General features: G+C 70.9%; 23 protein-coding genes and 2 tRNA genes. 21 read left to right on the forward strand and 4 right to left on the reverse strand.

The features are described 5' to 3' along the window. The first annotated feature begins 2 nt into the window (after window positions 1-2). The 9 genes from folE to lysS all read left to right on the forward strand — a co-directional run bounded on the left by folE (window position 3) and on the right by lysS (window position 7770). The gene (gene folE / locus RS86_RS13210) at window positions 3-653 is read left to right on the forward strand and encodes a GTP cyclohydrolase I (protein WP_045272721.1); all 651 of its coding nucleotides are present in this window, start codon (window positions 3-5) and stop codon (window positions 651-653) included. After that, window positions 650-1441: a dihydropteroate synthase gene (gene folP, locus RS86_RS13215; protein WP_045272722.1), complete on the forward strand. Its 792-nt coding sequence runs from the start codon at window positions 650-652 to the stop codon at window positions 1439-1441. Before folE ends, folP begins: the two co-directional genes overlap by 4 nt. A 115-nt stretch (window positions 1442-1556) precedes the next feature. Continuing rightward, on the forward strand, window positions 1557-1949 hold the full coding sequence (gene folB / locus RS86_RS13220) for a dihydroneopterin aldolase (RefSeq protein WP_045272723.1): 393 nt from the start codon (window positions 1557-1559) through the stop codon (window positions 1947-1949). Next, window positions 1946-2500, forward strand: a complete 555-nt coding sequence (folK, locus tag RS86_RS13225) for a 2-amino-4-hydroxy-6-hydroxymethyldihydropteridine diphosphokinase (RefSeq protein ID WP_235281775.1) — start codon at window positions 1946-1948, stop codon at window positions 2498-2500. The genes folB and folK overlap by 4 nt, the downstream gene beginning before the upstream one ends. Continuing rightward, complete coding sequence (locus tag RS86_RS13230; RefSeq protein WP_052680262.1) at window positions 2497-3012, forward strand: DUF3180 domain-containing protein; 516 nt, start codon at window positions 2497-2499, stop codon at window positions 3010-3012. The genes folK and RS86_RS13230 overlap by 4 nt, the downstream gene beginning before the upstream one ends. Window positions 3013-3064: 52 nt before the next feature. After that, window positions 3065-3631, forward strand: a complete 567-nt coding sequence (locus RS86_RS13235; RefSeq protein WP_419177704.1) for a PH domain-containing protein — start codon at window positions 3065-3067, stop codon at window positions 3629-3631. After that, window positions 3628-5445, forward strand: a complete 1818-nt coding sequence (locus RS86_RS13240) for a PH domain-containing protein (protein ID WP_235281776.1) — start codon at window positions 3628-3630, stop codon at window positions 5443-5445. The genes RS86_RS13235 and RS86_RS13240 overlap by 4 nt, the downstream gene beginning before the upstream one ends. After that, the gene (locus tag RS86_RS13245; RefSeq protein WP_045272725.1) at window positions 5442-6131 is read left to right on the forward strand and encodes a DUF2520 domain-containing protein; all 690 of its coding nucleotides are present in this window, start codon (window positions 5442-5444) and stop codon (window positions 6129-6131) included. Before RS86_RS13240 ends, RS86_RS13245 begins: the two co-directional genes overlap by 4 nt. A 103-nt stretch (window positions 6132-6234) precedes the next feature. Continuing rightward, window positions 6235-7770, forward strand: coding sequence for a lysine--tRNA ligase (lysS, locus tag RS86_RS13250; RefSeq protein WP_045272726.1), 1536 nt, complete (start codon window positions 6235-6237; stop codon window positions 7768-7770). Window positions 7771-7785: 15 nt separating this feature from the next. Here lysS and RS86_RS13255 read toward each other — a convergent pair whose 3' ends face one another. Beyond that, window positions 7786-8922, reverse strand: coding sequence for a DUF4192 family protein (locus RS86_RS13255; RefSeq protein WP_045272727.1), 1137 nt, complete (start codon window positions 8920-8922; stop codon window positions 7786-7788). A gap of 154 nt (window positions 8923-9076) precedes the next feature. Between RS86_RS13255 and RS86_RS20820 the strand changes: the two genes are divergently transcribed. The 3 genes from RS86_RS20820 to RS86_RS13265 all read left to right on the forward strand — a co-directional run bounded on the left by RS86_RS20820 (window position 9077) and on the right by RS86_RS13265 (window position 11642). Continuing rightward, on the forward strand, window positions 9077-9253 hold the full coding sequence (locus RS86_RS20820) for a hypothetical protein (RefSeq protein ID WP_181158261.1): 177 nt from the start codon (window positions 9077-9079) through the stop codon (window positions 9251-9253). A gap of 125 nt (window positions 9254-9378) precedes the next feature. Continuing rightward, on the forward strand, window positions 9379-10839 hold the full coding sequence (gene cls, locus RS86_RS13260; protein ID WP_045272728.1) for a cardiolipin synthase: 1461 nt from the start codon (window positions 9379-9381) through the stop codon (window positions 10837-10839). Between the two features lie 83 nt (window positions 10840-10922). Further along, the gene (locus RS86_RS13265; RefSeq protein WP_045272729.1) at window positions 10923-11642 is read left to right on the forward strand and encodes a hypothetical protein; all 720 of its coding nucleotides are present in this window, start codon (window positions 10923-10925) and stop codon (window positions 11640-11642) included. Window positions 11643-11649: 7 nt separating this feature from the next. Here RS86_RS13265 and RS86_RS13270 read toward each other — a convergent pair whose 3' ends face one another. Next, complete coding sequence (locus RS86_RS13270; RefSeq protein ID WP_045272730.1) at window positions 11650-12645, reverse strand: diacylglycerol/lipid kinase family protein; 996 nt, start codon at window positions 12643-12645, stop codon at window positions 11650-11652. 147 nt (window positions 12646-12792) lie between these two features. On the opposite strand from RS86_RS13270, the gene serS reads away from it, so the two are divergent. From serS to RS86_RS13295, 5 genes are all read left to right on the forward strand, one after another. Then, the gene (serS, locus tag RS86_RS13275; protein WP_045272731.1) at window positions 12793-14103 is read left to right on the forward strand and encodes a serine--tRNA ligase; all 1311 of its coding nucleotides are present in this window, start codon (window positions 12793-12795) and stop codon (window positions 14101-14103) included. Next, window positions 14100-14957 carry an HAD family hydrolase gene (locus RS86_RS13280; RefSeq protein WP_045272732.1) on the forward strand — a complete coding sequence of 286 codons (858 nt, stop codon included), beginning with the start codon at window positions 14100-14102 and terminating at the stop codon, window positions 14955-14957. Before serS ends, RS86_RS13280 begins: the two co-directional genes overlap by 4 nt. A gap of 136 nt (window positions 14958-15093) precedes the next feature. Continuing rightward, a tRNA-Ser gene (locus RS86_RS13285) sits at window positions 15094-15178 on the forward strand. Between the two features lie 62 nt (window positions 15179-15240). Further along, window positions 15241-16521, forward strand: coding sequence for an LCP family protein (locus RS86_RS13290; RefSeq protein WP_045272925.1), 1281 nt, complete (start codon window positions 15241-15243; stop codon window positions 16519-16521). Window positions 16522-16731: 210 nt separating this feature from the next. Beyond that, a tRNA-Ser gene (locus RS86_RS13295) sits at window positions 16732-16822 on the forward strand. Window positions 16823-16930: 108 nt separating this feature from the next. Here the strand turns inward: RS86_RS13295 and RS86_RS13300 are convergent. After that, window positions 16931-17308, reverse strand: coding sequence for an MmcQ/YjbR family DNA-binding protein (locus RS86_RS13300; protein WP_045272733.1), 378 nt, complete (start codon window positions 17306-17308; stop codon window positions 16931-16933). 186 nt (window positions 17309-17494) lie between these two features. Here RS86_RS13300 and RS86_RS13305 point away from each other — a divergent pair, with 186 nt between their 5' ends. From RS86_RS13305 to RS86_RS13320, 4 genes are all read left to right on the forward strand, one after another. After that, window positions 17495-17953, forward strand: a complete 459-nt coding sequence (locus tag RS86_RS13305) for a hypothetical protein (RefSeq protein ID WP_045272734.1) — start codon at window positions 17495-17497, stop codon at window positions 17951-17953. A gap of 205 nt (window positions 17954-18158) precedes the next feature. Next, on the forward strand, window positions 18159-18368 hold the full coding sequence (locus RS86_RS13310; protein WP_045272735.1) for a DUF1653 domain-containing protein: 210 nt from the start codon (window positions 18159-18161) through the stop codon (window positions 18366-18368). A 74-nt stretch (window positions 18369-18442) separates the two neighbouring features. Continuing rightward, window positions 18443-18856 (forward strand): DUF1801 domain-containing protein, encoded by a 414-nt coding sequence (locus RS86_RS13315; protein WP_045272736.1) that lies wholly within the window; start codon window positions 18443-18445, stop codon window positions 18854-18856. Between the two features lie 5 nt (window positions 18857-18861). Further along, a complete protein-coding gene (locus RS86_RS13320) occupies window positions 18862-19668 on the forward strand; it encodes an isocitrate lyase/PEP mutase family protein (RefSeq protein ID WP_045272737.1) in 807 nt (268 codons plus the stop codon). Between the two features lie 67 nt (window positions 19669-19735). Here the strand turns inward: RS86_RS13320 and RS86_RS13325 are convergent, their stop codons facing one another. Beyond that, window positions 19736-20704: an aldo/keto reductase gene (locus RS86_RS13325; RefSeq protein ID WP_045272738.1), complete on the reverse strand. Its 969-nt coding sequence runs from the start codon at window positions 20702-20704 to the stop codon at window positions 19736-19738. Between the last annotated feature and the right edge of the window lies 1 nt (window position 20705).

The following is a 20705-nucleotide window of genomic DNA, read 5'->3' on the forward strand; positions in this document are numbered from 1 at the left end:
CGATGGCCGTCGATCGGGACCGCGTCGCGAGCCTGACCCGTGAGCTGCTCCTCGCGATCGGCGAGGATCCGGAACGTCCAGGGCTCAAGCAGACCCCGGCGCGGATGGCCGACCTGTACGCCGAGTTCTTCGCCGGTCTCGGCGAGGATCCCGGCGCACCGCTTGCGCACACGATCAGCGTCTCGCACGGTCCGGCGCCCGACACCCTGCCCTCCGGAGCCGTGCTGCTGCGCGGCATCCGGTTCCGCTCGGTGTGCGAGCACCACCTGCTGCCGTTCGCCGGGCACGCGCACATCGCGTACCTGCCGGGGGAGCAGGTGGTGGGCCTCGGCGCGCTGGTCAAGGTGGTCGAGATCCTCGCGTCCCGCCCTCAGGTGCAGGAGCGGCTCGGCGAGCAGGTCGCCGACGCGATCGCCTCGCACCTCGACGCGCAGGGCGTGCTCGTGGTGATGGACGCCGTGCACGGCTGCGTCACGATGCGCGGCGGTCGGCAGACCGAGGCGTCGACGCTCACGATCGCCGCACGGGGCGTGTACACGGATCCTGTCGCGCGCGCCGAGCTGATCGCCCTGATCGGGGCGGGCGCACGGTCGGTCGCCGACCCGGTCGCCCAGCCCGCCGAAGGGCACGACGCGTCAGGAACCACCGCATGACTGCGATCTGGGGGATCGTCAACGCCACCCCCGACTCGTTCAGCGACGGCGGGCGCTATGCCGACGCCGACCATGCGGTCGCGCACGGCCTGCTGCTGCGCGCGCAGGGCGCCCACGTGCTCGACATCGGCGGGGAGTCCACCCGGCCCGGCGCCGAGCGGGTGCCCGTCGCGGAGGAGCAGCGTCGCGTGCTGCCGGTCATCGAGCGCCTCGCCGCCGAGGGGGTCCCCGTGAGCGTGGACACCCTGAACGCCGCCACCGCCGTGGCCGCCGTCCGCGCGGGCGCGCGGATCGTGAACGACGTGTCGGGCGGCCTCGCGGATCCGGAGATGCTCGCGGCGGTGGCCGAATCGGGCGCCGACATCGCTCTCGGGCATTGGCGCGGGCCGTCCTCGAACATGTACGCCCGCGCCGAGTACGCACGGGTCGGCCGCGAGGTGGCCGGCGAGCTGCGCGAGCGCGTGGCGGCCGCGGCCGCCGCCGGCATCGCCCCCTCGCGCATCATCGTCGATCCCGGCGTGGGCTTCGCGAAGACCGCGGGGCAGAACTGGGATCTGCTGCGCGAGCTCGCCGACGTCGTGGCGCTCGGACCGCGCGTGCTCGTGGGGACTTCGCGCAAGCGCTTCCTCGCCGAAGCCCTGGGCGATGACGCCGATGAGCGGCGCAAGGACCTGGCGACCGCCGTGACGAGCGCGCTCGCGGCACGCGCCGGGGCGTGGGCCGTGCGCGTGCACGACGTCGCAGACACGCGCGACGCCCTCGCGGTGCTCGGCGCCTGGGACGGCTGAGCGCCTCACGCGCGACCTGGTGCGGGTGCGGGGCCGTTCCGGGTACGGGACGTCCGCGCTTCGCCCTTCGCGGACAGCCGCGATCCGCGTCGGTCCCTCGCCGTAGGCTGGGGGCATGGACTACCTCGACGCGATCACGCTGACCGGCTTGACGGTGTTCGGGCGGCATGGCGTGTTCGCGCACGAGCGCGAGAACGGCCAGGACTTCATCGTCGACCTGCGCCTGCACCTCTCCGTGCGTCAGGCCGCGGCCAGCGACGACGTCGCCGACACCGTGCACTACGGCGAGCTCGCAGAGAAGGTCGCGGCGGTCGTCGCCGGCGAGCCCGTGAACCTGCTGGAGACGCTCGCCACCCGCATCGCGGACATGGTGCTCGAGGACGAGCGGATCCACGGCGTCGAGGTCACCGTGCACAAGCCCCATGCGCCGATCCCGCTGAACTTCGCCGATGTGTCCGTCACGGTGCAGCGCGTGAGCCACGTGCAGCGCGAATGGAGCGAGGGATGACACCGACGCACCCGATCCCGCCCGTCCCGCGCGGACGGCGCCTGCCCGCGATCGACCCGCGTCCCGAGGAGGAGCCGGTCGAGGCGGTCGTCGCGCTCGGATCCAACCTCGGCGACACCTCAGCCACGATCGAGGAGGCCGTGCAGGCGATCCGCCGCCTGCCCCTCGTCGACGACGTGCGCGTCTCGAAGGTCTTCCGCACGGTCGCGCTGCGGCTGGACGGGCCGGATCCGGACGCCCCCGAGTTCGCGAACGCGGTCGCGATCGTCACCACGCGCCTCGCCCCGCAGGTCCTGCTCGGCATGCTGCACGCGATCGAGGAGGAGCACGGACGCGTCCGCGCCGAGCGCTGGGGCGACCGCACCCTCGATCTCGACCTGATCGCCTACGACGACCTGCGCAGCGACGACGAGCACCTGCTGCTGCCGCACCCGCGCGCGGCCGAGCGCGGGTTCGTGCTGGGACCGTGGCTCGACGTCGATCCTGACGCGGTGCTGCCGGGACGCGGCAGGGTCGCCGACCTGCTGGCCGCGCTCGAGGACGGCTCATGAAGCGGATCTCCCCGGTGCTGCTGTCCGTGCTGGCGCTCGCCGGCGCGGCGGCGGGATTCCTGCTCGACCACGCGATGACCACCGCCGGCAGGGCCACGTTCACGCCGTCGATCCTGCTGTCGATCTTCCTCGTGCTGCTGGCGCTCGCGGTGCTGGCCCTCGCCTGGCCGATCCGGCGCAGCACGCGGTCGGCCGAGCGTCCGCCGGTCAACCCGTTCCGTGCGCTGCGGATCGCGATGCTCGCCAGGGCCTCGAGCCTGGTCGGCGCCGTGATCACCGGGTTCGGGATCGGGCTCATCGCCTATCTGCTCTCCCGCCCGATCACGCCGCCGATAGGCTCGATCATCGCGACCACCGTCGCCGCACTCGTGCTCACGATCGCGGCGGTGATCGCGGAGAGCTTCTGCCTGCTGCCTGGAAACGGGCCCCACGACCCCGACGGCCTCACCGGGCCGCGCCTGGAGGACGACGATGACGACCAATCCCGAACCGCCGCAGATCCCGGGCACTGATCCCGTCGCGCCGCCGACCCGCGCCCAGGCGCGCGCCCAGTCCGCGAACGCCGTGCCGCCCGCGCACACGGCACCTGCGGCCGCACCGGTGCTCGACGACGGCACGTACCCTGTGCTCCGCACGCCCACGGCGCGCGGAGCTCTGGCCCTCGACGGCACGTGGCACCAGATCTCGCCGAAGTACGTGATCGCCGAGGTGCTGCTGCGCATCCTCCTGCTCGCGGTGATCGCGGTCGGCGCCTACGCCGCCACGACCCTCCTCGCCCAGCCCTGGCCGTGGGCCTGGACCGTGGCCGGCGTGATCGCGGTCGTGATCCTGTTCGAGCTCGTGATCCTGCCGCGTCAGGCCAGGGCGATCGGCTACATGCTGCGCGCCGACGACATCGTCTTCCGCCGCGGGATCCTGTGGCAGCGCATGATCGCTGTCCCGTACGGCCGCATGCAGCTGGTCGACATCACCCGCGGGCCGGTCGACCGGGCCTTCGGGATCGCCAAGCTGAAGCTCGTGACGGCGGCTGCGACCACCGGCGTGGAGATCCCCGGCATGACCGAGGACGCGGCGGAGTCGCTGCGGGACACGCTCATCGATGTCGCCGAGATGCGCCGGACCGGCCTGTGAGTACGCCCGAGCAGCAGCCCTACGGCTCGCCCCCTGCACCGGGGGTCCCGCCCTTCCCGACCGCCGTGCCGGGACGGGCGCCTGGTGCGCCCTCGCTCGCCGACGGCGAATGGCACCGGATGCACCCGCTCACGCCGCTCATGAAGGGCGGCCTGGTGCTGGTGATCGTGATCGGCTACCTGATCGCGAACCTGCGCGAGAAGATCGTGTACTGGTTCATCTCGCTGTTCACTCCCACCCGCGTGCCGGAGTTCGGCGGGGACCCCGTCGACTGGGTCCTGAACAACAACCTCGTGCTCGTGGTGCTGCTCGGCGTGCTCGCCCTGGCTGTGCTGCTCGTGGGGATGTTCTGGCTGATGTGGCGCTTCCACGACTTCCGCATCACCGAGGCGCACGTCGAGGTCCGCAAGGGCGTGGTCTTCCGCTCGCACCGCCGAGCACCGCTCGACCGCGTGCAGGGCGTGAACCTCACCCGCCCGTTCCCCGCACGCCTCATCGGACTCGCGAAGCTCGAGGTCGACGGGGCGGGCAATGACGCCAACGTACCTCTCGAGTACCTCTCCACCGCGAAGGCCGAGTCGGTGCGCGCGGACATCCTGCGCCTCGCCTCCGGTGCGCGGCACGCCCGCGAGGCGACGCGCGGAAGCGGCGACGCGGCAGCGGCCCGCACGATGCGCGCGCAGCTCGCCGCCTCGATGGACGCCGGCGTCACCGGGCTGATCACCGGTGTCGACCTCGACGACATCGCGCCGGAGCACGTGCTGCGGATCCCCACGGGGCGTCTGGTCGGCTCGCACGTGCTGTCGGGGCTCACCTGGCTCGCCCTGTTCGCGGTGATCTTCGTGGGCGGCATGATCGGTACGCTGCCGGCAGTGCTCTCCGACGCGGGGCCCGCCGGAGGCGCGATCGCGATCGGCATCGCGCTCGCGATGGGCATCCCGCTGCTGCTCGCGTCGATCGCGGTGACCTGGAGCAGGATCGCGCGGGCCCTGCGCTACTCGATCGCGCCCACCCCCGACGGCGTGCGGATCACGTTCGGCCTGTTCACGACGGTGACGGAGACCATTCCACCCGGGCGCATCTTCGCCGTCGAGGTGATGCAGCCGCTGCTGTGGCGGCCCTTCGGCTGGTGGTCCGTGCGGATCAACCGGATGAGCGGCAAGGCCGCCTCCCAGCAGCAGTCCAGCCAGGCGCAGCAGTTCAACATCGTGCTGCCGGTGGGCGCGCGTGCGGACGTCGAACGCGTGCTGAGGCTGATCCTGCCCGATGTCCCCGCCGAGGTGCTTCCGCTGATCTGGGAGCAGGGCGTGCTCGGCCCGGTCGCCGACGATCCGTACACGACGATCCCGCCGCGTGCATGGTGGCGGCGTCCGCTGTCCTGGCGCCGGCACGGCGCCGCGCTCACCGACTTCGCGCTGCTGCTGCGCCGCGGCCGGATCTGGCGGCAGCTGGCGGTGTTCCCGCTCGCCCGGCTGCAGGGCTTCTCGCTGCACCAGGGGCCGATCGATCGAGTGCAGGGCGTCGCCAAGGCGCAGGCGCACTCCGCCGTCGGCCCTGTGCGCGGTGACGTCTCGGGCCTCGACAGCCAGGTGCTGCTCGGCATGCTGAACACGCTATCGGTGTCGGCCGCCCGCGCGGCCGCCGCCGACCGCGCGCATCGCTGGGCCGAGGAGCACGAGCCCGCGTCGGCGGGCCAGGGTCTGCTCATCGGTCAGGGGCTGCGCACCGGGCACGACCTTCCGGCGGGCCAGGGGCTGCCTTCGGGTCACAGCCTTCCCCCGGGGCTCGGCGGATCCGCGGAGCGCACTTCATGACGCGCGCGGGGCGCCTCAACGTCGGCATCGTCGGGGCCGGCCACGTCGGCCCCGTGATCGGTGCGGCACTCGGCGGCGCCGGCCACGCCCTCGTCGGCATCACCGCGGGATCCGACCCGGATCGCGCCGCGGCGGTGCTGCCCGGTGTCGCCGTGATGGAGGCGCCAGAGCTCGTCCGCACCTCGCAGCTCGTCGTGATCGCCGTGCCGCATGATCAGCTGCCGGGGCTCGTGTCCGGCCTCGCTGATCTCGGGGCATGGCAGCCGGGTCAGCTCGTGCTGCACACGGATCCCGCCTACGGCACCGACGTCCTGGAGCCGGCCGCGCGCGGCGGTGCGATCCCGCTCGCGGTGCACCCCGCGATCTCGTTCACCGGCACCACGCTCGACCTGCGTCAACTGCAGGCGTCGTATGCGGCCGTGACGGCACCGGCAATGGTGCTGCCGATCGCGCAGGCCCTCGCGGTGGAGCTCGGATGCGAGCCCGTGGTGATCGACGAAGCCGACCGGCCCGCCTATGCCGAGGCCATCTCGACGGCCTCGGAGTTCGCGCGCTCGATCGTCGGTCAGGCGACCGGGATCCTGCGGGGGATCGGTGTGGAGAACCCGGGCGGATACCTCTCCGCGCTCGTCTCGTCGACCTTCGACCGGGCACTCCGCGAGGTGTCGGCGGACGAGCTGCCCTGATCCCACCGCGGGCACCCCCCTGCTCGCGGCCGGGGTCACGCCCCGGGCGGGCGCGAAGGCGCGCGCCGGTAGACTGATCGGCGACTTCCGAGGAGCCTTACCCATGACTGACGCGCCCGCGCCGACCCCCGACAGCAGCGACCCCTCGACGGACGCGGCCGAGGACACCTTCGAGCAGCGGGCGGTGCGTCTGGCCAAGCGCGACCGGCTGATCGCCGATCGCGCGGACGCGGCCGGCGGGGCCTTCCCCGTCGCCGTGCCGGTCACGCACACCATCCCGCAGCTGCGCGCCGAGTACGGCGAGCTCGAGCCCGGCGCCGAGACCGGAGTGCTGGTCGGTGTTGCGGGCCGCGTGGTGTTCAGCCGCAACACCGGCAAGCTCTGCTTCGCCTCGCTGCAGGCGGGCGACGGGTCCCGGATCCAGGCGATGATCTCGCTCGCCAACGTGGGGGAGGAGTCCCTTGCGCAGTGGAAGGAGCTCGTCGACCTCGGCGACCACGTGTTCGTGCACGGCGAGGTGATCTCCAGCCGCCGCGGCGAGCTGTCGATCATGGCGGACTCCTGGACGATCGCGTCCAAGGCGATCCTTCCGCTGCCGAACGCCTACGGCGAGCTCAGCGACGAGGGCCGGGTGCGCAGCCGCTTCCTCGACCTGATCCTGCGCGACCAGGCCCGCAGCACCGTGCGCGCCCGCGCCGCGGTCAACGCGAGCCTGCGCCAGACCTTCACGAGTCACGACTTCCTCGAGGTGGAGACCCCGATGCTGCAGGTGCAGCACGGCGGCGCCTCCGCCCGACCGTTCATCACGCACTCCAACGCGTTCGACACCGAGCTGTTCCTGCGCATCGCGCCCGAGCTGTACCTGAAGCGTGCCGTGGTCGGCGGCATCGAGCGGGTGTACGAGATCAACCGCAACTTCCGCAACGAGGGCGCCGACTCGACGCACAGCCCCGAGTTCGCGATGCTCGAGGCCTACCAGGCCTACTCCGACTACAACGGCATCGCCGATCTCACCCAGGAGCTGATCCAGAACGCGGCGATCGCGGTCGCCGGATCCACCCTGGTCACCTGGGCGGACGGCACCGAGTACGACGTCGGTGGCGACTGGGCCCGCATCTCGATGTACGACTCGCTGTCCGAGGCCGCGGGGCGCACCTTCACCCCGTCCGACCCGGTCGCCGACCTCATCGCGTTCGCCGAGGCGAACGGCGTCGACATCCCGCCGCACGCCACCCACGGCAAGCTCATCGAGGAGCTGTGGGAGCACTTCGTCAAGGGAGGCCTCGAGCGGCCGACCTTCGTGATGGACTTCCCCGTCGACACCTCCCCGCTCGTGCGCGAGCACCGCTCGATCCCGGGCGTCGTGGAGAAGTGGGACCTCTACGTGCGCGGCTTCGAGCTCGCCACCGGCTACTCCGAGCTCGTCGACCCCGTCATCCAGCGCGAGCGCTTCGTCGAGCAGGCGAAGCTCGCCGCGGGCGGCGACCTGGAGGCCATGCGCGTGGACGAGGAGTTCCTGCGCGCGCTCGAGCACGGCATGCCGCCGACCGGCGGAATGGGTATGGGCATCGACCGCCTGCTCATGGCGGTCACCGGCCTCGGGATCCGCGAGACGATCCTGTTCCCGCTCGTGAAGTGACGCATCCCGCGAGCCTCATGCCGCCGCGCGGAAGGACCAGCGCGGCAGCATGCCGGCATCGACGACCGCGCGCAGCAGCTCCGCGAACGTGAGCTTCGGGTCGACCGCCTGCGCCTGATCCAGGTAGCGAGCGGCGTGCGTCGATCGTCCGCAGGCCCAGGACAGCCAGGCGGCGGCCGCGAGCGGGCCGCCGCGGGTCTCCCGCGGCGCGAGCGCGACCGTGCGGCGCACGAGCGTCAGCGCGACGCCCAGGCGGTCGCTGTCCGGCCGCGGTCCGTCTCCGATCAGGATGCCGCCGATGTCCGACGGGACGACGGCCGCTCTCGTCCCGTGGCACAGCTGCGCGGCGAGCGCTCGATCTCCGCGGTCGATGCTGCTCGCCCACTGCACGAGGGCGACGTCGCGCAGCGCAGGGCGGTTCAGGACCCACACGAGCGCGGCCGTGGCGAACGGAGAGAGCGCCTCTGGCGCGTCCAGCGCCTCCTCCAGGAACGACGGCAGATCGTCCAGCAGCAGCGCGGTCTCGTGCGCTCTCGGATCCGCGCGCTCCGTGGCCGGCGGCCGGGTGCGCCCCGGCACGGCGGGACCGAGCACGCGTTCGACGGTGAGCAGCGCGCGACCGACCGACTCCGCAGCGAACAGTCCTGGTGAGGGCAGCTCGGTGCCGCTGAACTGATCCGGGGCGGGGCCAGCGAATCCGGGCACCGAGGGCGGGGGCGGTAGCTCCGTCAGCGGGTGCGGAGCGGACTCCGGATCCCGGTAGTCGGCCCACGAGCCGCCTCCGACGAACAGCGCCTCGACCACGCGCAGCTCGCACGCCTGCGCGCGCCCGATCAGCTCATCGACGAGGGCGGCGGCGGGGAGCGCCCCGCTCACGGCCGCGCTGCCATCGGCGTACACCGCGATCGCGAGCGCATCCGTGTCCGGCACGCGGCAGGCCAGCCCGATCGCGGTGGCGGCGAACTCCGCCGCCGTCGGTCTCGGCGACGTGGTTCCGGTGGTGCCCGCCGGCAGATCGAAGCGGAGCGCGCCCGCCGTGCGCGGGCCGCGGAACGGCAGCAGCACGACGGAATCGCGCGGGGTGAAGCCGGTGAGCACGGGGATGGCGGCGAGCAGCTCTGCGGCGCCCGCGGCGTGAACGATGGTCGTCATGGATCCACCCTGCGCAGCGCGGCGGAACGCCCTCCGCGTCAGGAACGGAACAGTGCGGAAGAATCCCGGGGATCCCGGATGTGCGGACCGGTCGTGCGGGCGACGGGCCGCCCCCTCTCAGCCGGCGCACCGGACCCACGGGTAGGATCGGAGCATGGACGAATTCTGGGTGGCTGCCGCGTGGTCGGTGATCCCCACGATCGTCGTCTGCATCGTGTTCTGGTTCGTGCTGCGCGGGATCCTGCGCTTCGATCGCACCGAACGGCAGACGCACGCGCGCATCGAGGCCGAAGAGCGCGCCGCGCGCGGCCTGCCGCCCCGCTCCTCCTGACCTGAGCGCGCCGCGCGGCTGCGCGGGCCCGTACGGCTCCGAGCCGCGCCGGGCTTTGTCCTGCGCAGCCGCTACTGTGGACGAAGTCGCTGTCCGGCGGCGGTTTCCCGTGCGGAAGAGGCGGCATGTGGTCTCAGTCGTGGCCCTGGTGGGTCGGCGCCTTCGCCGTCGCCGTCGACCTGACGATCCGCGTGATCGCCATCATCGTCGTGCCGCGCAACCGGCGCCCCACGGCCGCCACGGCCTGGCTCCTCGCGATCTACTTCATCCCCTACATCGGGGTGCTGCTGTTCCTGCTGATCGGAAACCCGCGGCTGCCACGGGCGCGGCGCAAGAAGCAGGACCTCATCAACGAGACCATCGCCGAGGTCACGAAGGACCTGCACCTCGGCGTCTCTGACATCCAGATGCCGGAGAGCCTCGCGTCCCTGGTGCGCATGAACCAGCGCCTCGGCGCCCTGCCCCTGTTCGGAGACAACGGCGCGCACCTGATCTCCGAATACCAGGTGTCGCTCGACACGATGGCCGACGCGATCCGCGAGGCCACCGAGTTCGTGCACGTGGAGTTCTACATCCTGCAGTCGGACGCCTCGACCGACAACTTCTTCCGCGCCCTCGAGGAGGTGGCCGCCCGTGGCGTGCCCGTGCGGGTGCTGCTGGACCACTGGGCCAACCGTTGGAAGCCTCGCTACAAGCAGACCATCGCGCGGCTGGATGCGATGGGCGCCGACTGGCATCTGATGCTGCCGGTGCAGCCGCTCAAGGGGCGCACGCAGCGCCCCGACCTGCGCAACCACCGCAAGCTGCTCGTCGTCGACAACGAGGTGGCCTTCCTCGGCTCCCAGAACGTCACCGACTCGACCTACAACCTGCCGAAGAACATCAAGCGCGGCCTGCACTGGGTCGACCTCATGGTGCGCGTCGACGGGCCGGTGGTCGGGAGCGTCAACGCGGTGTTCCTGTCCGACTGGTACAGCGAGACGGACGATGTGCCGGAGTCGGTCGCGTTCGCACCGACCGAGAGCGGCAGCGGCGACCTGGACTGCCAGATCGTGCCGTCGGGTCCCGGCTTCGAGGCCGAGAACAACCTCCGGCTGTTCCTCGGCCTGCTGTACGCCGCCAAGCGCAAGATCATGATCGTGAGCCCCTACTTCGTGCCGGACGAGGCGCTGCTGCTCGCCGTCTCCACGGCGTGCGACCGTGGGCTCCAGGTCGAGCTGTTCGTGTCAGAGGAGGGCGACCAGGCGATCGTCTACCACGCGCAGCGCAGCTACTACGAGGCGCTGCTGCGGGCGGGCGTACGGATCTGGATGTATCGCAAGCCGTACATCCTGCACACCAAGAGCCTGACGATCGACGACGACGTCGCGGTCATCGGATCCAGCAACATGGACATGCGCTCGTTCGGTCTGAACCTCGAGATCTCGATGCTCGTGCGCGGCGAGGAGTTCGTACGGGAGCTGCGCGAGGTCGAGGACCGGTACCGCTCCCTCAGCCGTGAGCTGACGCTCGAGGAGTGGATGCAGCAGCCGCTGCGCTCCACCGTGCTGGACAACCTCGCCCGGCTCACCTCGTCGCTGCAGTAGCCCAGCGCCCGGGTGCGGCCGACCGGCGGAACGTCGTCGAACGAGGCATGGTGACGGGCATCCCTGCTGGATAGCATGAGCGCATGAGGATCCGCACCGTTCTGGCAATCGCGGCGCTCGCCGCCTCCGCGACGATCGCCCTCGCGGGCTGCGCCCAGCTCGAGCCGGTCGGACCGCCGGTCCCCACGGCCGAGTCGACCACGTCGCCCGAGCCGTCCACGGATCCGACGGCGGCCTGGCTCGACGGCGGGCGCGGGATCGGTCTCGTGACCTACGGCTCCTCGTCCCTCGCCTGCACTCCGGTCGTGCAGGACGTCAACGCCGACGGGCAGACCATCACGGTGACCCTCGCGGAGCAGGATCCCACCGTCGCCTGCACGGCGGACTTCGCGCCGCGGGCGACGTTCGTCGGCGTGCCGGAGGGTGTGGATCCGACCAAGGACGTGACGGTGTCGTTCGACGGCGGTGGGTTCCAGGGGCGGCTGCCCCTCGCGGGCAACAGCACGCTCAGCGCCGGCGGGAGCAGTGACGGCAAGCCCAGCGCCGGCTGGTTCTCCGACAACGGCATCCTGCTGCTCACCTGGGGTTCCTCGACGTGCCGCCCCGTCGTGAGCGATCTGGTCGAGAACCAGGACAAGAAGGGGGCCACGGTCACCTTCCAGACCGACCCCGCCCAGATGTGCACCATGGACTTCGTGCCCCGGATCACCGTGCTCGGGGTCGAGGCGCCCGCGGATCCGACCGGCTACTCGCTCACGCTCAAGGGCGACCACCTGGACGGCCAGGTCTCGGTCATCGGCTGACGCCGGATCAGGCCGGGCTGATCACGTGCCCGGCCGGAACCGCCACCACAAGCGCGCCAGGATCGATGCGGCAGTGGATCCGCACCGCCTCGCCGAACTCGTCGCCGTCGAGTTCGACGGGAGCGGGCTCGGTGGTCGCGGCGTCCGCATCGACGCCCTGGAGATAGCGGATCGAACCGCCGGATCCGGTGAGCTCGATCACGCGCCGGCCGGCCTTGCTGCGCCGCAGCACGGAGTTCTGCCACCACACGGTGCGCCAGACGGCGAGCCAGCCGAACGGACCGCGGGCCTGGATCACCGCGACGTCGAGGCTGCCGTCCGTGATCGAGGCGTCGGGGATCAGGGCGATGCCCGCGGGCAGCGCCCCGCAGTTCGCGAACAGCATGCTGTGCACCTTGACCGAGTGCAGCTTGAGGTCGTCGACCGCGTACATGATGCGGAAGGGCTTCGCGCCGGGCAGCGAACGTGCGGCGCCGTCCACGTAGGCGACCCAGCCCACCGACTTCTTCAGGCCGGGGCGGGTGTTCGCGATCATGTGCGCGTCCAGCCCGATGCCGGCGAGCACCACGAAACCGTGCTTCTGCACCGCGCCGTCCGCGCGCGTCAGCTCCGCCCAGCCGATGTCGACCGGATGGCGGTCGCCGTGGAAGACCGCATCGATCGCGGCCGAGGGCGCGGCCAGGGCGAGTCCGAGGTTGCGCGCGAGCAGGTTGCCCGTGCCGCTCGGCACGATGGCCAGCGGCACTCCGGTCCCCGCCATCGTCTCGGACACGGCGCGGACGGTGCCGTCGCCGCCCGCGACCAGCACTGCGGCGGCGCCGTCCGCCAGCGCGATGCGGGTGGCCTCCTGGCCCGGATCCTCGACCGAGGTCTCGATGATGAGCGGAGCGTCCCAGTCCGCCTGCGCCGAGAGCGTGCGCAGCAGTTCGACGAGCTTCGGCGCATCGGCCTTGACCGGGTTGACGACGAGTGCGGCGCGCGGGCGTCCGGCATCGTCAGTCATGGGCACAGCCTATTCCGGAGGACAGCATCCCGGTTTCGAAGCGCGGGAGTGGCGGCATCGGGGCCGAGGATCCAGCAATGTGCGCGCTGCGAATCGGGTGCTCCGGGGCCGGAGAACCGCGGCGCGCCGCCTGGCTAGACTTGACGGGTGATCGACCTCGCCCTTCTCCGCGACGAGCCAGAGCTCGTCCGTCAGTCCCAGGCCGCGCGCGGCAACGCGCCGGAGACCGTCGATGCGGCGATCGAGGCCGACCGATCGCGCCGCGCCGCGCTCGCGGCGTTCGAAGAGCTGCGCGCCGAGCAGAATGCGTTCGGCAAGCAGGTCGCGAAGGCGCCGAAGGACGAGAAGGCCGCCCTCGTCGCGCAGGCGAAGGACCTCGCCGAGCGCGTGAAGCAGGCGCAGGCCGCCTCGAACGAGGCCGCGGAGGTCGCCGCCGACGCGCTCTCCGCGATCGAGAACGTCGTCGTCGACGGGGTGCCCGCGGGTGGCGAGGACGATTTCGTCGAACTGCGCCGTGTGGGGGAGACTCCGACGTTCGACTTCGAGCCGCGCGATCACCTCGCGATCGGCGAGCTGCTCGGTGCCATCGACATGGAGCGCGGCGCGAAGGTCTCCGGCGCCCGGTTCTACTTCCTCACCGGGATCGGCGCGCGTCTCGAGATCGCGCTCATGAACCTCGCGCTGGACAAGGCGCTCGGCGCCGGGTTCACCCCGATGATCGTGCCGACCCTCGTGCGGCCCGAGATCATGCAGGGCACCGGCTTCCTCGGCAAGCACGCCGACGAGGTCTACCACCTCGACAAGGACGACGACCTGTACCTCGTCGGCACGAGCGAGGTGGCCCTGGCCGGCTATCACTCCGGCGAGATCGTGGATCTGACCCGCGGCGCCCTGCGCTACGCGGGCTGGTCCACCTGCTACCGCCGCGAGGCGGGCTCGTACGGCAAGGACACCCGCGGGATCATCCGCGTGCACCAGTTCAACAAACTGGAGATGTTCGTCTACACGACTCCGGAGGACGCCGAGGCCGAGCACCTGCGCCTCGTCGCGCTGCAGGAGGAGATGCTCACCGCACTCGGCCTGTCCTACCGGGTGATCGACGTGGCGGCAGGGGACCTCGGATCCAGCGCCGCGCGCAAGTACGACATCGAGGCATGGGTGCCCACGCAGGGCGCGTTCCGCGAGCTCACCTCCACCTCGAACTGCACCACGTTCCAGGCGCGCCGCCTCGACATCCGGCACCGTCCGGAAGCCGTGGAGGGTGCGGCGAAGACGCAGCACGTCGCCACGTTGAACGGCACCCTCGCCACCACGCGCTGGATCGTCGCGATCCTGGAGACGCATCAGCAGGAGGACGGATCCGTGCGGGTGCCCGAGGTGCTCCGCCCCTATCTCGGCGGACTCGAGGTGCTCCGGCCGCTGAACTCGGACGACGCTGCAGGGGGCGCGGGCGCATGACGAACGCCTGGCTCGTCGCTCTCGACATCGACGGCACCATTCTGCTGCAGGACGAGACGATGAGCCCTGGCGTGGTGGATGCCGTGGGCCGGGCCCGCGACGCCGGGAACGAGGTCATGCTCGCGACCGGGCGCAGCTGGATGGGCACGCATCGCTTCCTGGACCAGCTCGAGATCCGTCCCGAGTTCGTCGTGTGCTCGAACGGCGCCGTCACGATGCGCCGGATCGGATCCGCTGCGGATGACACCGCCACGGACGACGGTCCAGCGGTGGACGAGTACAAGCGCTGGAACGTGGAGACGTTCGATCCCTCCGCCGTGCTCGGTCTGCTGCATGACCGCCTGCCGGACGCGCGGTACATGGTCGAACTCGGATCAGGCCAGCGCCTGTACACCGCGGAGCTCGACGACTGGACCCTCGACGGCGGACGCCAGGTCGGTTTCGCCGAGCTGAGCGCGCAGGAGGTCTCGCGCGTGGTCGTGGTCTCCCCGGGGCACGATGAGGACGACTTCCACCGCCTCGTGCAGGACGCCGGGCTCAACGAGGTCTCGTACGCGATCGGCTGGACCGCGTGGCTCGACATCGCTCCTCGGGGCGTGGACAAGGGCACGGCGCTCGCGCGCGTGCGGGAGTCGCGGGGCGTGCTGGATGACCGCGTGTTCGTCGCCGGTGACGGCCGCAACGACCTCGGCATGTTCGCCTGGGCGCGCGCGCTCGGCGGGCGCGCCGTGGCGATGGGCCAGGCTCCGGACGAGGTCAAGGCCGCGGCCGGCGAGGTCACCGACGACGTCGAGGACGGCGGGCTCGCCACCGCGATCGAGCGCATCGTGTTGACCGTTCCCGTCGTTCCCTGATTCTCTTCTGCGCTTTCATCAGGCCTTCACTCAGCGGCCGCCCAGGGGGTCCGCGGCACAATGGAGAAGCGCTCACAGGGCGCTACCCGGTTCTCCGTTAGACTCGACGCCTGTTCGGTGTGCGCATGCGCGCCGAGGAGAGTTGTCCGAGCGGCCGAAGGACCTGGTCTTGAAAACCAGTGGGCAGCAATGTCCCGTGGGTTCGAATCCCACACTCTCCGCTGAGTGAGCGCAGGGTGGCGCGGTTCACCCGCTGATTCCTGAAAGGCACCGTGTGAGCGCGATGACCCGATCCCGACGTCCCGTCGCCGGGCACGGCCAGCTGCGCAGGCCGTCCGCCTGGAGCCAGCTGATGAAGATGCTCGGCATCACGGCGATCGTGGTGCTCGTCTCCGGTGTCGCCGTCGCTTCCTACGTCGCCTATGACCTCGGCACCACGTTCAGCGCGAACGCGGTCGCCCTGGACGGCGAGAAGTCGGTGCCGCCGGACATCGGCGCGATCAAGGGCGGCGTGAACATGCTTCTCGTCGGCAGCGACGCCTGCGAGCCGGAGTTCTCGGCCGAGTTCGGCGACCGCTGCTCCGACCCCGAGAACGCGGGCGAGCGCAACGACACCAACCTGCTGCTGCACATCTCCGACAGCCCCCGGCGCGTGACGGTCATCACGTTCCCGCGCGACCTCATGGTCCCGATTCCGTCGTGCACGGACTCCGACGGGAACGCGACCAGCGAGATGTCGAAGCAGCCGATCAACGTCACGCTCGAGACCGGTGGTCCGAAGAACGGTCTCGCCTGCGTCGCCCGCACGATCAGCAAGGTCTCCGGACTCGACATCCAGTTCGCCGCCAAGGTCACTTGGGGCGGCGTGATGAAGATCACGGACGCGATCGGCGGCGTCGACGTGTGCATCGCGAACGGCATGAGCGACCCCGACACGGGGCTCGAACTGACCGCGGGCACGCACACCCTGCAGGGCTACTGGGCGCTCCAGTTCTTGCGCACGAGGCACGGTGTCGGGGATGGCAGCGACCTCGGCCGCGGCAGCAACCAGCAGGTGTACATGTCCTCGCTCGCGCGCAAGATGGTCTCGAACGAGGTGCTCGGCAACCCCGGCACGCTGCTGAAGCTCGCCAACACCGTGATGTCGAACGTCACGCCCAGCACGACGCTGACCAGCCCGACTCTGCTCGTGCAGATCGCCCTGGCGATGAAGGACGTGCCGCTGGACCAGATCAACTTCGTGAACTACCCGGTGCTCCAGGACCCTGACGACCCGAACAAGGTCGTCCCCGACACCGACAGCGCAGACCAGCTCTGGGCCGCGCTCGCCGCGAACCAGCCGATCCAGGTCGCCGGCCAGCGCGACGACGCCGTCGTCTCCGCGACGCCCGCACCGACGGATCCTGCGACGACCGATCCCGCCACGACCGATCCCGCCACGACGGATCCGTCGGCGGCGCCGACGCCCGGTGCGACATCGGGCCCGGTCCAGCTGCCGAAGAACGTCTCCGGCCAGTCGGCGGCGCAGCAGACCTGCTCCAACGGCAACGGCTTCAGCGGCTGACGCCCACCGCTTCTGCCTCGACTGCTTCTGCCTCGACGCCCCCTCGCAGCACCGACGCCCCCTCGTGGCGACGTGTCTGCGAGGGGGCGTCGGCGCTGAGCGGGGGCCTCGACGGATCCGGCGCGCGCCCCGCGCCGCGGACCCGCCTGGTTCGCGCGGTGCCTGCGGACCCGTTAGGATGGATGCTGGTGTCCGGCTCGTCGGGCATCTGGAGACGTCGCATAGTGGCCTAGTGCACCACCCTGCTAAGGTGGAGTCCTCTTTAAGGGGACCGAGGGTTCAAATCCCTCCGTCTCCGCCACAGAATTCCTGATCAGAGGCACTTTCAGGCCGATCGATGAGCGCCTTTGCGTGCGGTCTGCGTACGCAATTCTCTCCCACGCTTTGCCTGCTGGCTGTGATGACTGCGTTAGTCGAACTCGCGACGCAGGTACTTGGGTGCCTGCACCCGCCACGCCTCCGTCACGAGCTCGGCGAAATGATCGTCGTCAATCGCCCGCATCCGGAACGCGATCTTCGGCTCGCCCCACCGTGTCGTCTGGCGGAGGAACACGTCTGGCACCATTTCGCGCAACGCGAGCGCATCGAGCTCGTCGGCGACCTTCACGCCGACAACAAGCTCCGACGCCATGACCTCACGGAGATCTTCCGGGACGCTCGGCCACGGCGAGCACTCCCACGCGAAGAGCTTGTTGCGGACGAACCAGGCGGCACCGCTGGTCATCGTGCGCTCCTCGCTGCCGGGCAGACGGGCGGCGACACGACGCAGATCATCGAGCGTGGCCATGCGTAGAGACTAAGCATCCCCTCTGACACGAACGGAATCGCGCTGGGCTTCAAGCAAGGATGGAACCCGATAACAGCAAGCGCTGCCTGTGTGCCGCCGGGTCTCCGCGATGTCTGGCGTACGAGGCGCTGTGTCACGCCCGCCGCACGTTGGTATTCTCGGCCGATAACACTCCGGAGGGAATCCATGACGCGCGACGAACCGGACGACGTGACTGGCAACGAGAGCTGGTCGCTGCCGGTCGTTTGGGTATGGTTCCAGCTGCTCACCATGTCGGTCCTCGTCATCGTCGGCGTGTCCATCCTGGTGCTGACCATGACCGGTCACGCGGGGCCGCCGCTGTGGTTCCTCGCGATCTGGTTCGTCGTCCTCGGGTGGAACGTCTATTGGTGGCTGTTCCGTGTTGCGCATCGAGTCGAGCTCGTCGGTGAGACGTTGCACTGGAAAGCACCATTCGCCAGCGGGGCTTTGTCGGTGGGCGCGATCACCAGTGCGGGGAGGCTCTTCGGCACTTTCTTCTGCGTCCTTCGCGCGCCTGGCCACCAGTCGTTGATCGTCTTCACACAGTCCTGGTCGTTCGAGCCGATGCTCGCCGCGCTGAACCGGCTCAACCCTGCCGTGCCTCCCCAAGAGCCGTCGCGGTAGGTCGGACCCTCATCGGCCTGGCATCAGATCCGCATCGGACGACGCTCGTGAGCGCGCGAAGAACCTGGGCGCGAGCGTTGCCTTGGTAGGGTGGAGGTCAACGGGGTCCGAGGGCTCGCATCCTCCGTCTTCGTCACGAATCCCTGATCCGCGATCCTTTCTGGGGCTGCCGGATCCGCGCCTCCTCGGGGGAAGGACATCCCGCATGGCGGTCGAGCCTGGTATCTACCAGCACTTCAAGGGCGCTCGCTACGAGGTCATCGCCGTGGGTCGCCACAGCGAGACCGAGGAGCAGCTGGTCTTCTACCGCAAGCTCTACGACGACTACAGCCACTGGGCACGGCCGCTCGCGATGTTCGAGGAGCACGTCGAGCGCGACGGGTACAGTGGCCCGCGCTTCGCCCGGATCGCCTGAGTCCCGGACCGCCCGAGTTCGGATCCCCCCGCGTCGCCCTGTCCCGTGTCGGCGCCGTGCGCGATGATGGCCTCATGGCCGAGATCAAGACCCAGCCCACGACCGCGGACGTCCCTGCTTTCCTCGACGCGGCGACGCCGGAGCGCCGCCGGCTCGACGGTCTCGCGCTCGCCGAGATCTTCGGCGAAGTGACCGGCGCCGAGCCCGTGCTCTGGGGGCCGACGATGGTCGGCTACGGCACCTACCGCTATCGCGGCGCCAGCAGCGAGGGCGACTGGCCTCGGGTCGCGTTCTCGCCCCGCAAGGCGCAGTTGTCGCTCTACGGCCTGAAGGATCTGCCCGAGGGTGCGGCTCTCCTGCCGAGCCTCGGGAAGTACACCGAGGGGCGCGGATGCGTCTACGTGCGCAAGCTCGACGACATCGACCTCGGCGTGCTGCGCCGGCTCGTCCAGATCGCGTGGAACCGCGGCGAGGATCCGGAGGACTGAACTCCATGTCGAACGACCGCGCATCCGCGTTCCTCGCTCTGCATCACGGATCCGGCTTCGTGCTCCCCAACGCGTGGGATCCGGGATCGGCGCGCATGCTCGCGCAGCTCGGCTTCCCCGCGATCGCGACGACGAGCGCCGGCATCGCCTGGTCGCTCGGCGTGCCCGACGGCGGGGCGGTCGACCTCGACACGATGCTGGAGAAGGTCGCGGCGATCGTGGCGGCGGTCGACGTCCCGGTCACCGCGGATCTCGAGTCCGGCTACGGGGACGACCCGCAGGACGTCGCGCGCACTGTGCTGCGCGCGACCCAGATCGGCGTGGTCGGCGGCAACCTCGAGGACACGGACGGAGGTGCGCTCTTCGGCATCGACGAGGCGACCGAGCGGATTGCCGCGGCCCGCGATGCGGCGCCGCGGGGGACCTTCGTGCTCAACGCCCGTACGGACGCGTACTTCTTCGGCGGCGCGGCGGATCCCTTCGCCGAGACCGTGGCCCGTGCGCAGCGCTACGTCGAGGCCGGCGCGGACTGCGTCTTCGTTCCGGGCGTGAACGACGAGGACAGCATCCGGCGCCTGGTCGCCGAGATCCCGGTCCCGCTCAACATCGTGGCCGGTCTCGCCTCGCACGTCATCCCGGCGCCGGAGCTCTTCGCGCTCGGCGTGAAGCGGGTGAGTCTCGGCGGCAGCCTCGCCCGTGCCGCGCTGACCGCGCTCGAGCGCGCGGGGCGCGAGCTGCTCGACACGGGCACGCTCGGCTTCCTCGACGGCGCCCTCCCTTACGCAGAGGTGCAGCGCCGGTTCGCCGACTGAACGGCACGGCGCGCTCTCGGCGAACGGGCCGGCCCTCTGCGGAGAGCCGGCCCGCACGGCGAGGGGCTCAGCGCCCGATGCTCGACATGTCGGCGTAGCGCTCGCCGGCCGCACGCGGGAGATCGGCGAGGGCGGCGAGCTGCCCCGCCGTGAGCGCGAGCGCGTCCGCGCCGACGTTCTCCTCCAGGCGGGACACCCGCTTGGTGCCGGGGATCGGCGCGATGTCGTCGCCCTGGGCGAGCACCCAGGCGAGCGCGACCTGCGCCGGAGTCGCGTCGAGCTCGGCGGCGATCCGCTCCACGGCGTCGACGATCCGCAGGTTCGCGTCGAGGTTCTCCCCGGCGAAGCGCGGGTTGCTGCGCCGGAAGTCGCCGGCGTCCAGGTCTTCGGCCTTCCGGATCGCGCCCGTGAGGAAGCCGCGGCCGAGCGGCGAGTACGGCACGAGGCCGATCTCGAGCTCGCGCAGCACAGGCAGCAGCTCCTCCGCGGGATCCCTGGTCCACAGCGAGTACTCGGTCTGCAGCGCGGTCACCGGATGCACCGCGTGCGCGCGGCGGATCGTGGCCTCGCCCGCTTCGGACAGGCCGTAGTGCAGGACCTTGCCCTCGGAGACGAGTTCGGCGAGGGCTCCGACGGTGTCCTCGATCGGTGTCTCCGGATCCATCCGGTGCTGGTAGTAGAGATCGATGCGATCGGTGCCGAGGCGCCGCAGCGAGCCCTCGACGGAGCGCCGCACGTTCTCCGGAGTGCCGTCGAGCGCCCGGCCGCCCTCACTGCGGGCGTGCACGCCGAACTTCGTGGCGATCACGACGCCGTCGCGCCGCCCCGCGAGTGCGCGGCCGACGAGCTCCTCGTTCGTGTGCGGGCCGTACATCTCGGCGGTGTCGAGCATCGTGACGCCGAGATCGAGCGCACGGTGGATCGTGCGGATGGATTCGGCCTCGTCCGTGTTCGCACCGGAATAGAAGGCCGACATGCCCATGCAGCCGAGCCCGAGGCGGCCGACGGAGAGGGTGCCGAGAGTCGCGTGCTTCATC

The organism is Microbacterium azadirachtae (genome assembly GCF_000956505.1).
Classification (GTDB): domain Bacteria; phylum Actinomycetota; class Actinomycetes; order Actinomycetales; family Microbacteriaceae; genus Microbacterium; species Microbacterium azadirachtae_A.

Bases quoted from the DNA above. Each gene is read 5' to 3' on its own strand.
- folE (WP_045272721.1), top strand. From the start codon at position 3: ATGGCCGTCGATCGGGACCGCGTCGCGAGCCTGACCCGTGAGCTGCTC.
- folP (WP_045272722.1), top strand. From the start codon at position 650: ATGACTGCGATCTGGGGGATCGTCAACGCCACCCCCGACTCGTTCAGC.
- folB (WP_045272723.1), top strand. From the start codon at position 1,557: ATGGACTACCTCGACGCGATCACGCTGACCGGCTTGACGGTGTTCGGG.
- folK (WP_235281775.1), top strand. From the start codon at position 1,946: ATGACACCGACGCACCCGATCCCGCCCGTCCCGCGCGGACGGCGCCTG.
- RS86_RS13230 (WP_052680262.1), top strand. From the start codon at position 2,497: ATGAAGCGGATCTCCCCGGTGCTGCTGTCCGTGCTGGCGCTCGCCGGC.
- RS86_RS13245 (WP_045272725.1), top strand. From the start codon at position 5,442: ATGACGCGCGCGGGGCGCCTCAACGTCGGCATCGTCGGGGCCGGCCAC.
- lysS (WP_045272726.1), top strand. From the start codon at position 6,235: ATGACTGACGCGCCCGCGCCGACCCCCGACAGCAGCGACCCCTCGACG.
- RS86_RS13255 (WP_045272727.1), bottom strand. From the start codon at position 8,922: ATGACGACCATCGTTCACGCCGCGGGCGCCGCAGAGCTGCTCGCCGCC.
- RS86_RS20820 (WP_181158261.1), top strand. From the start codon at position 9,077: ATGGACGAATTCTGGGTGGCTGCCGCGTGGTCGGTGATCCCCACGATC.
- cls (WP_045272728.1), top strand. From the start codon at position 9,379: ATGTGGTCTCAGTCGTGGCCCTGGTGGGTCGGCGCCTTCGCCGTCGCC.
- RS86_RS13265 (WP_045272729.1), top strand. From the start codon at position 10,923: ATGAGGATCCGCACCGTTCTGGCAATCGCGGCGCTCGCCGCCTCCGCG.
- RS86_RS13270 (WP_045272730.1), bottom strand. From the start codon at position 12,645: ATGACTGACGATGCCGGACGCCCGCGCGCCGCACTCGTCGTCAACCCG.
- RS86_RS13280 (WP_045272732.1), top strand. From the start codon at position 14,100: ATGACGAACGCCTGGCTCGTCGCTCTCGACATCGACGGCACCATTCTG.
- RS86_RS13290 (WP_045272925.1), top strand. From the start codon at position 15,241: ATGACCCGATCCCGACGTCCCGTCGCCGGGCACGGCCAGCTGCGCAGG.
- RS86_RS13300 (WP_045272733.1), bottom strand. From the start codon at position 17,308: ATGGCCACGCTCGATGATCTGCGTCGTGTCGCCGCCCGTCTGCCCGGC.
- RS86_RS13305 (WP_045272734.1), top strand. From the start codon at position 17,495: ATGACGCGCGACGAACCGGACGACGTGACTGGCAACGAGAGCTGGTCG.
- RS86_RS13310 (WP_045272735.1), top strand. From the start codon at position 18,159: ATGGCGGTCGAGCCTGGTATCTACCAGCACTTCAAGGGCGCTCGCTAC.
- RS86_RS13315 (WP_045272736.1), top strand. From the start codon at position 18,443: ATGGCCGAGATCAAGACCCAGCCCACGACCGCGGACGTCCCTGCTTTC.
- RS86_RS13320 (WP_045272737.1), top strand. From the start codon at position 18,862: ATGTCGAACGACCGCGCATCCGCGTTCCTCGCTCTGCATCACGGATCC.
- RS86_RS13325 (WP_045272738.1), bottom strand. From the start codon at position 20,704: ATGAAGCACGCGACTCTCGGCACCCTCTCCGTCGGCCGCCTCGGGCTC.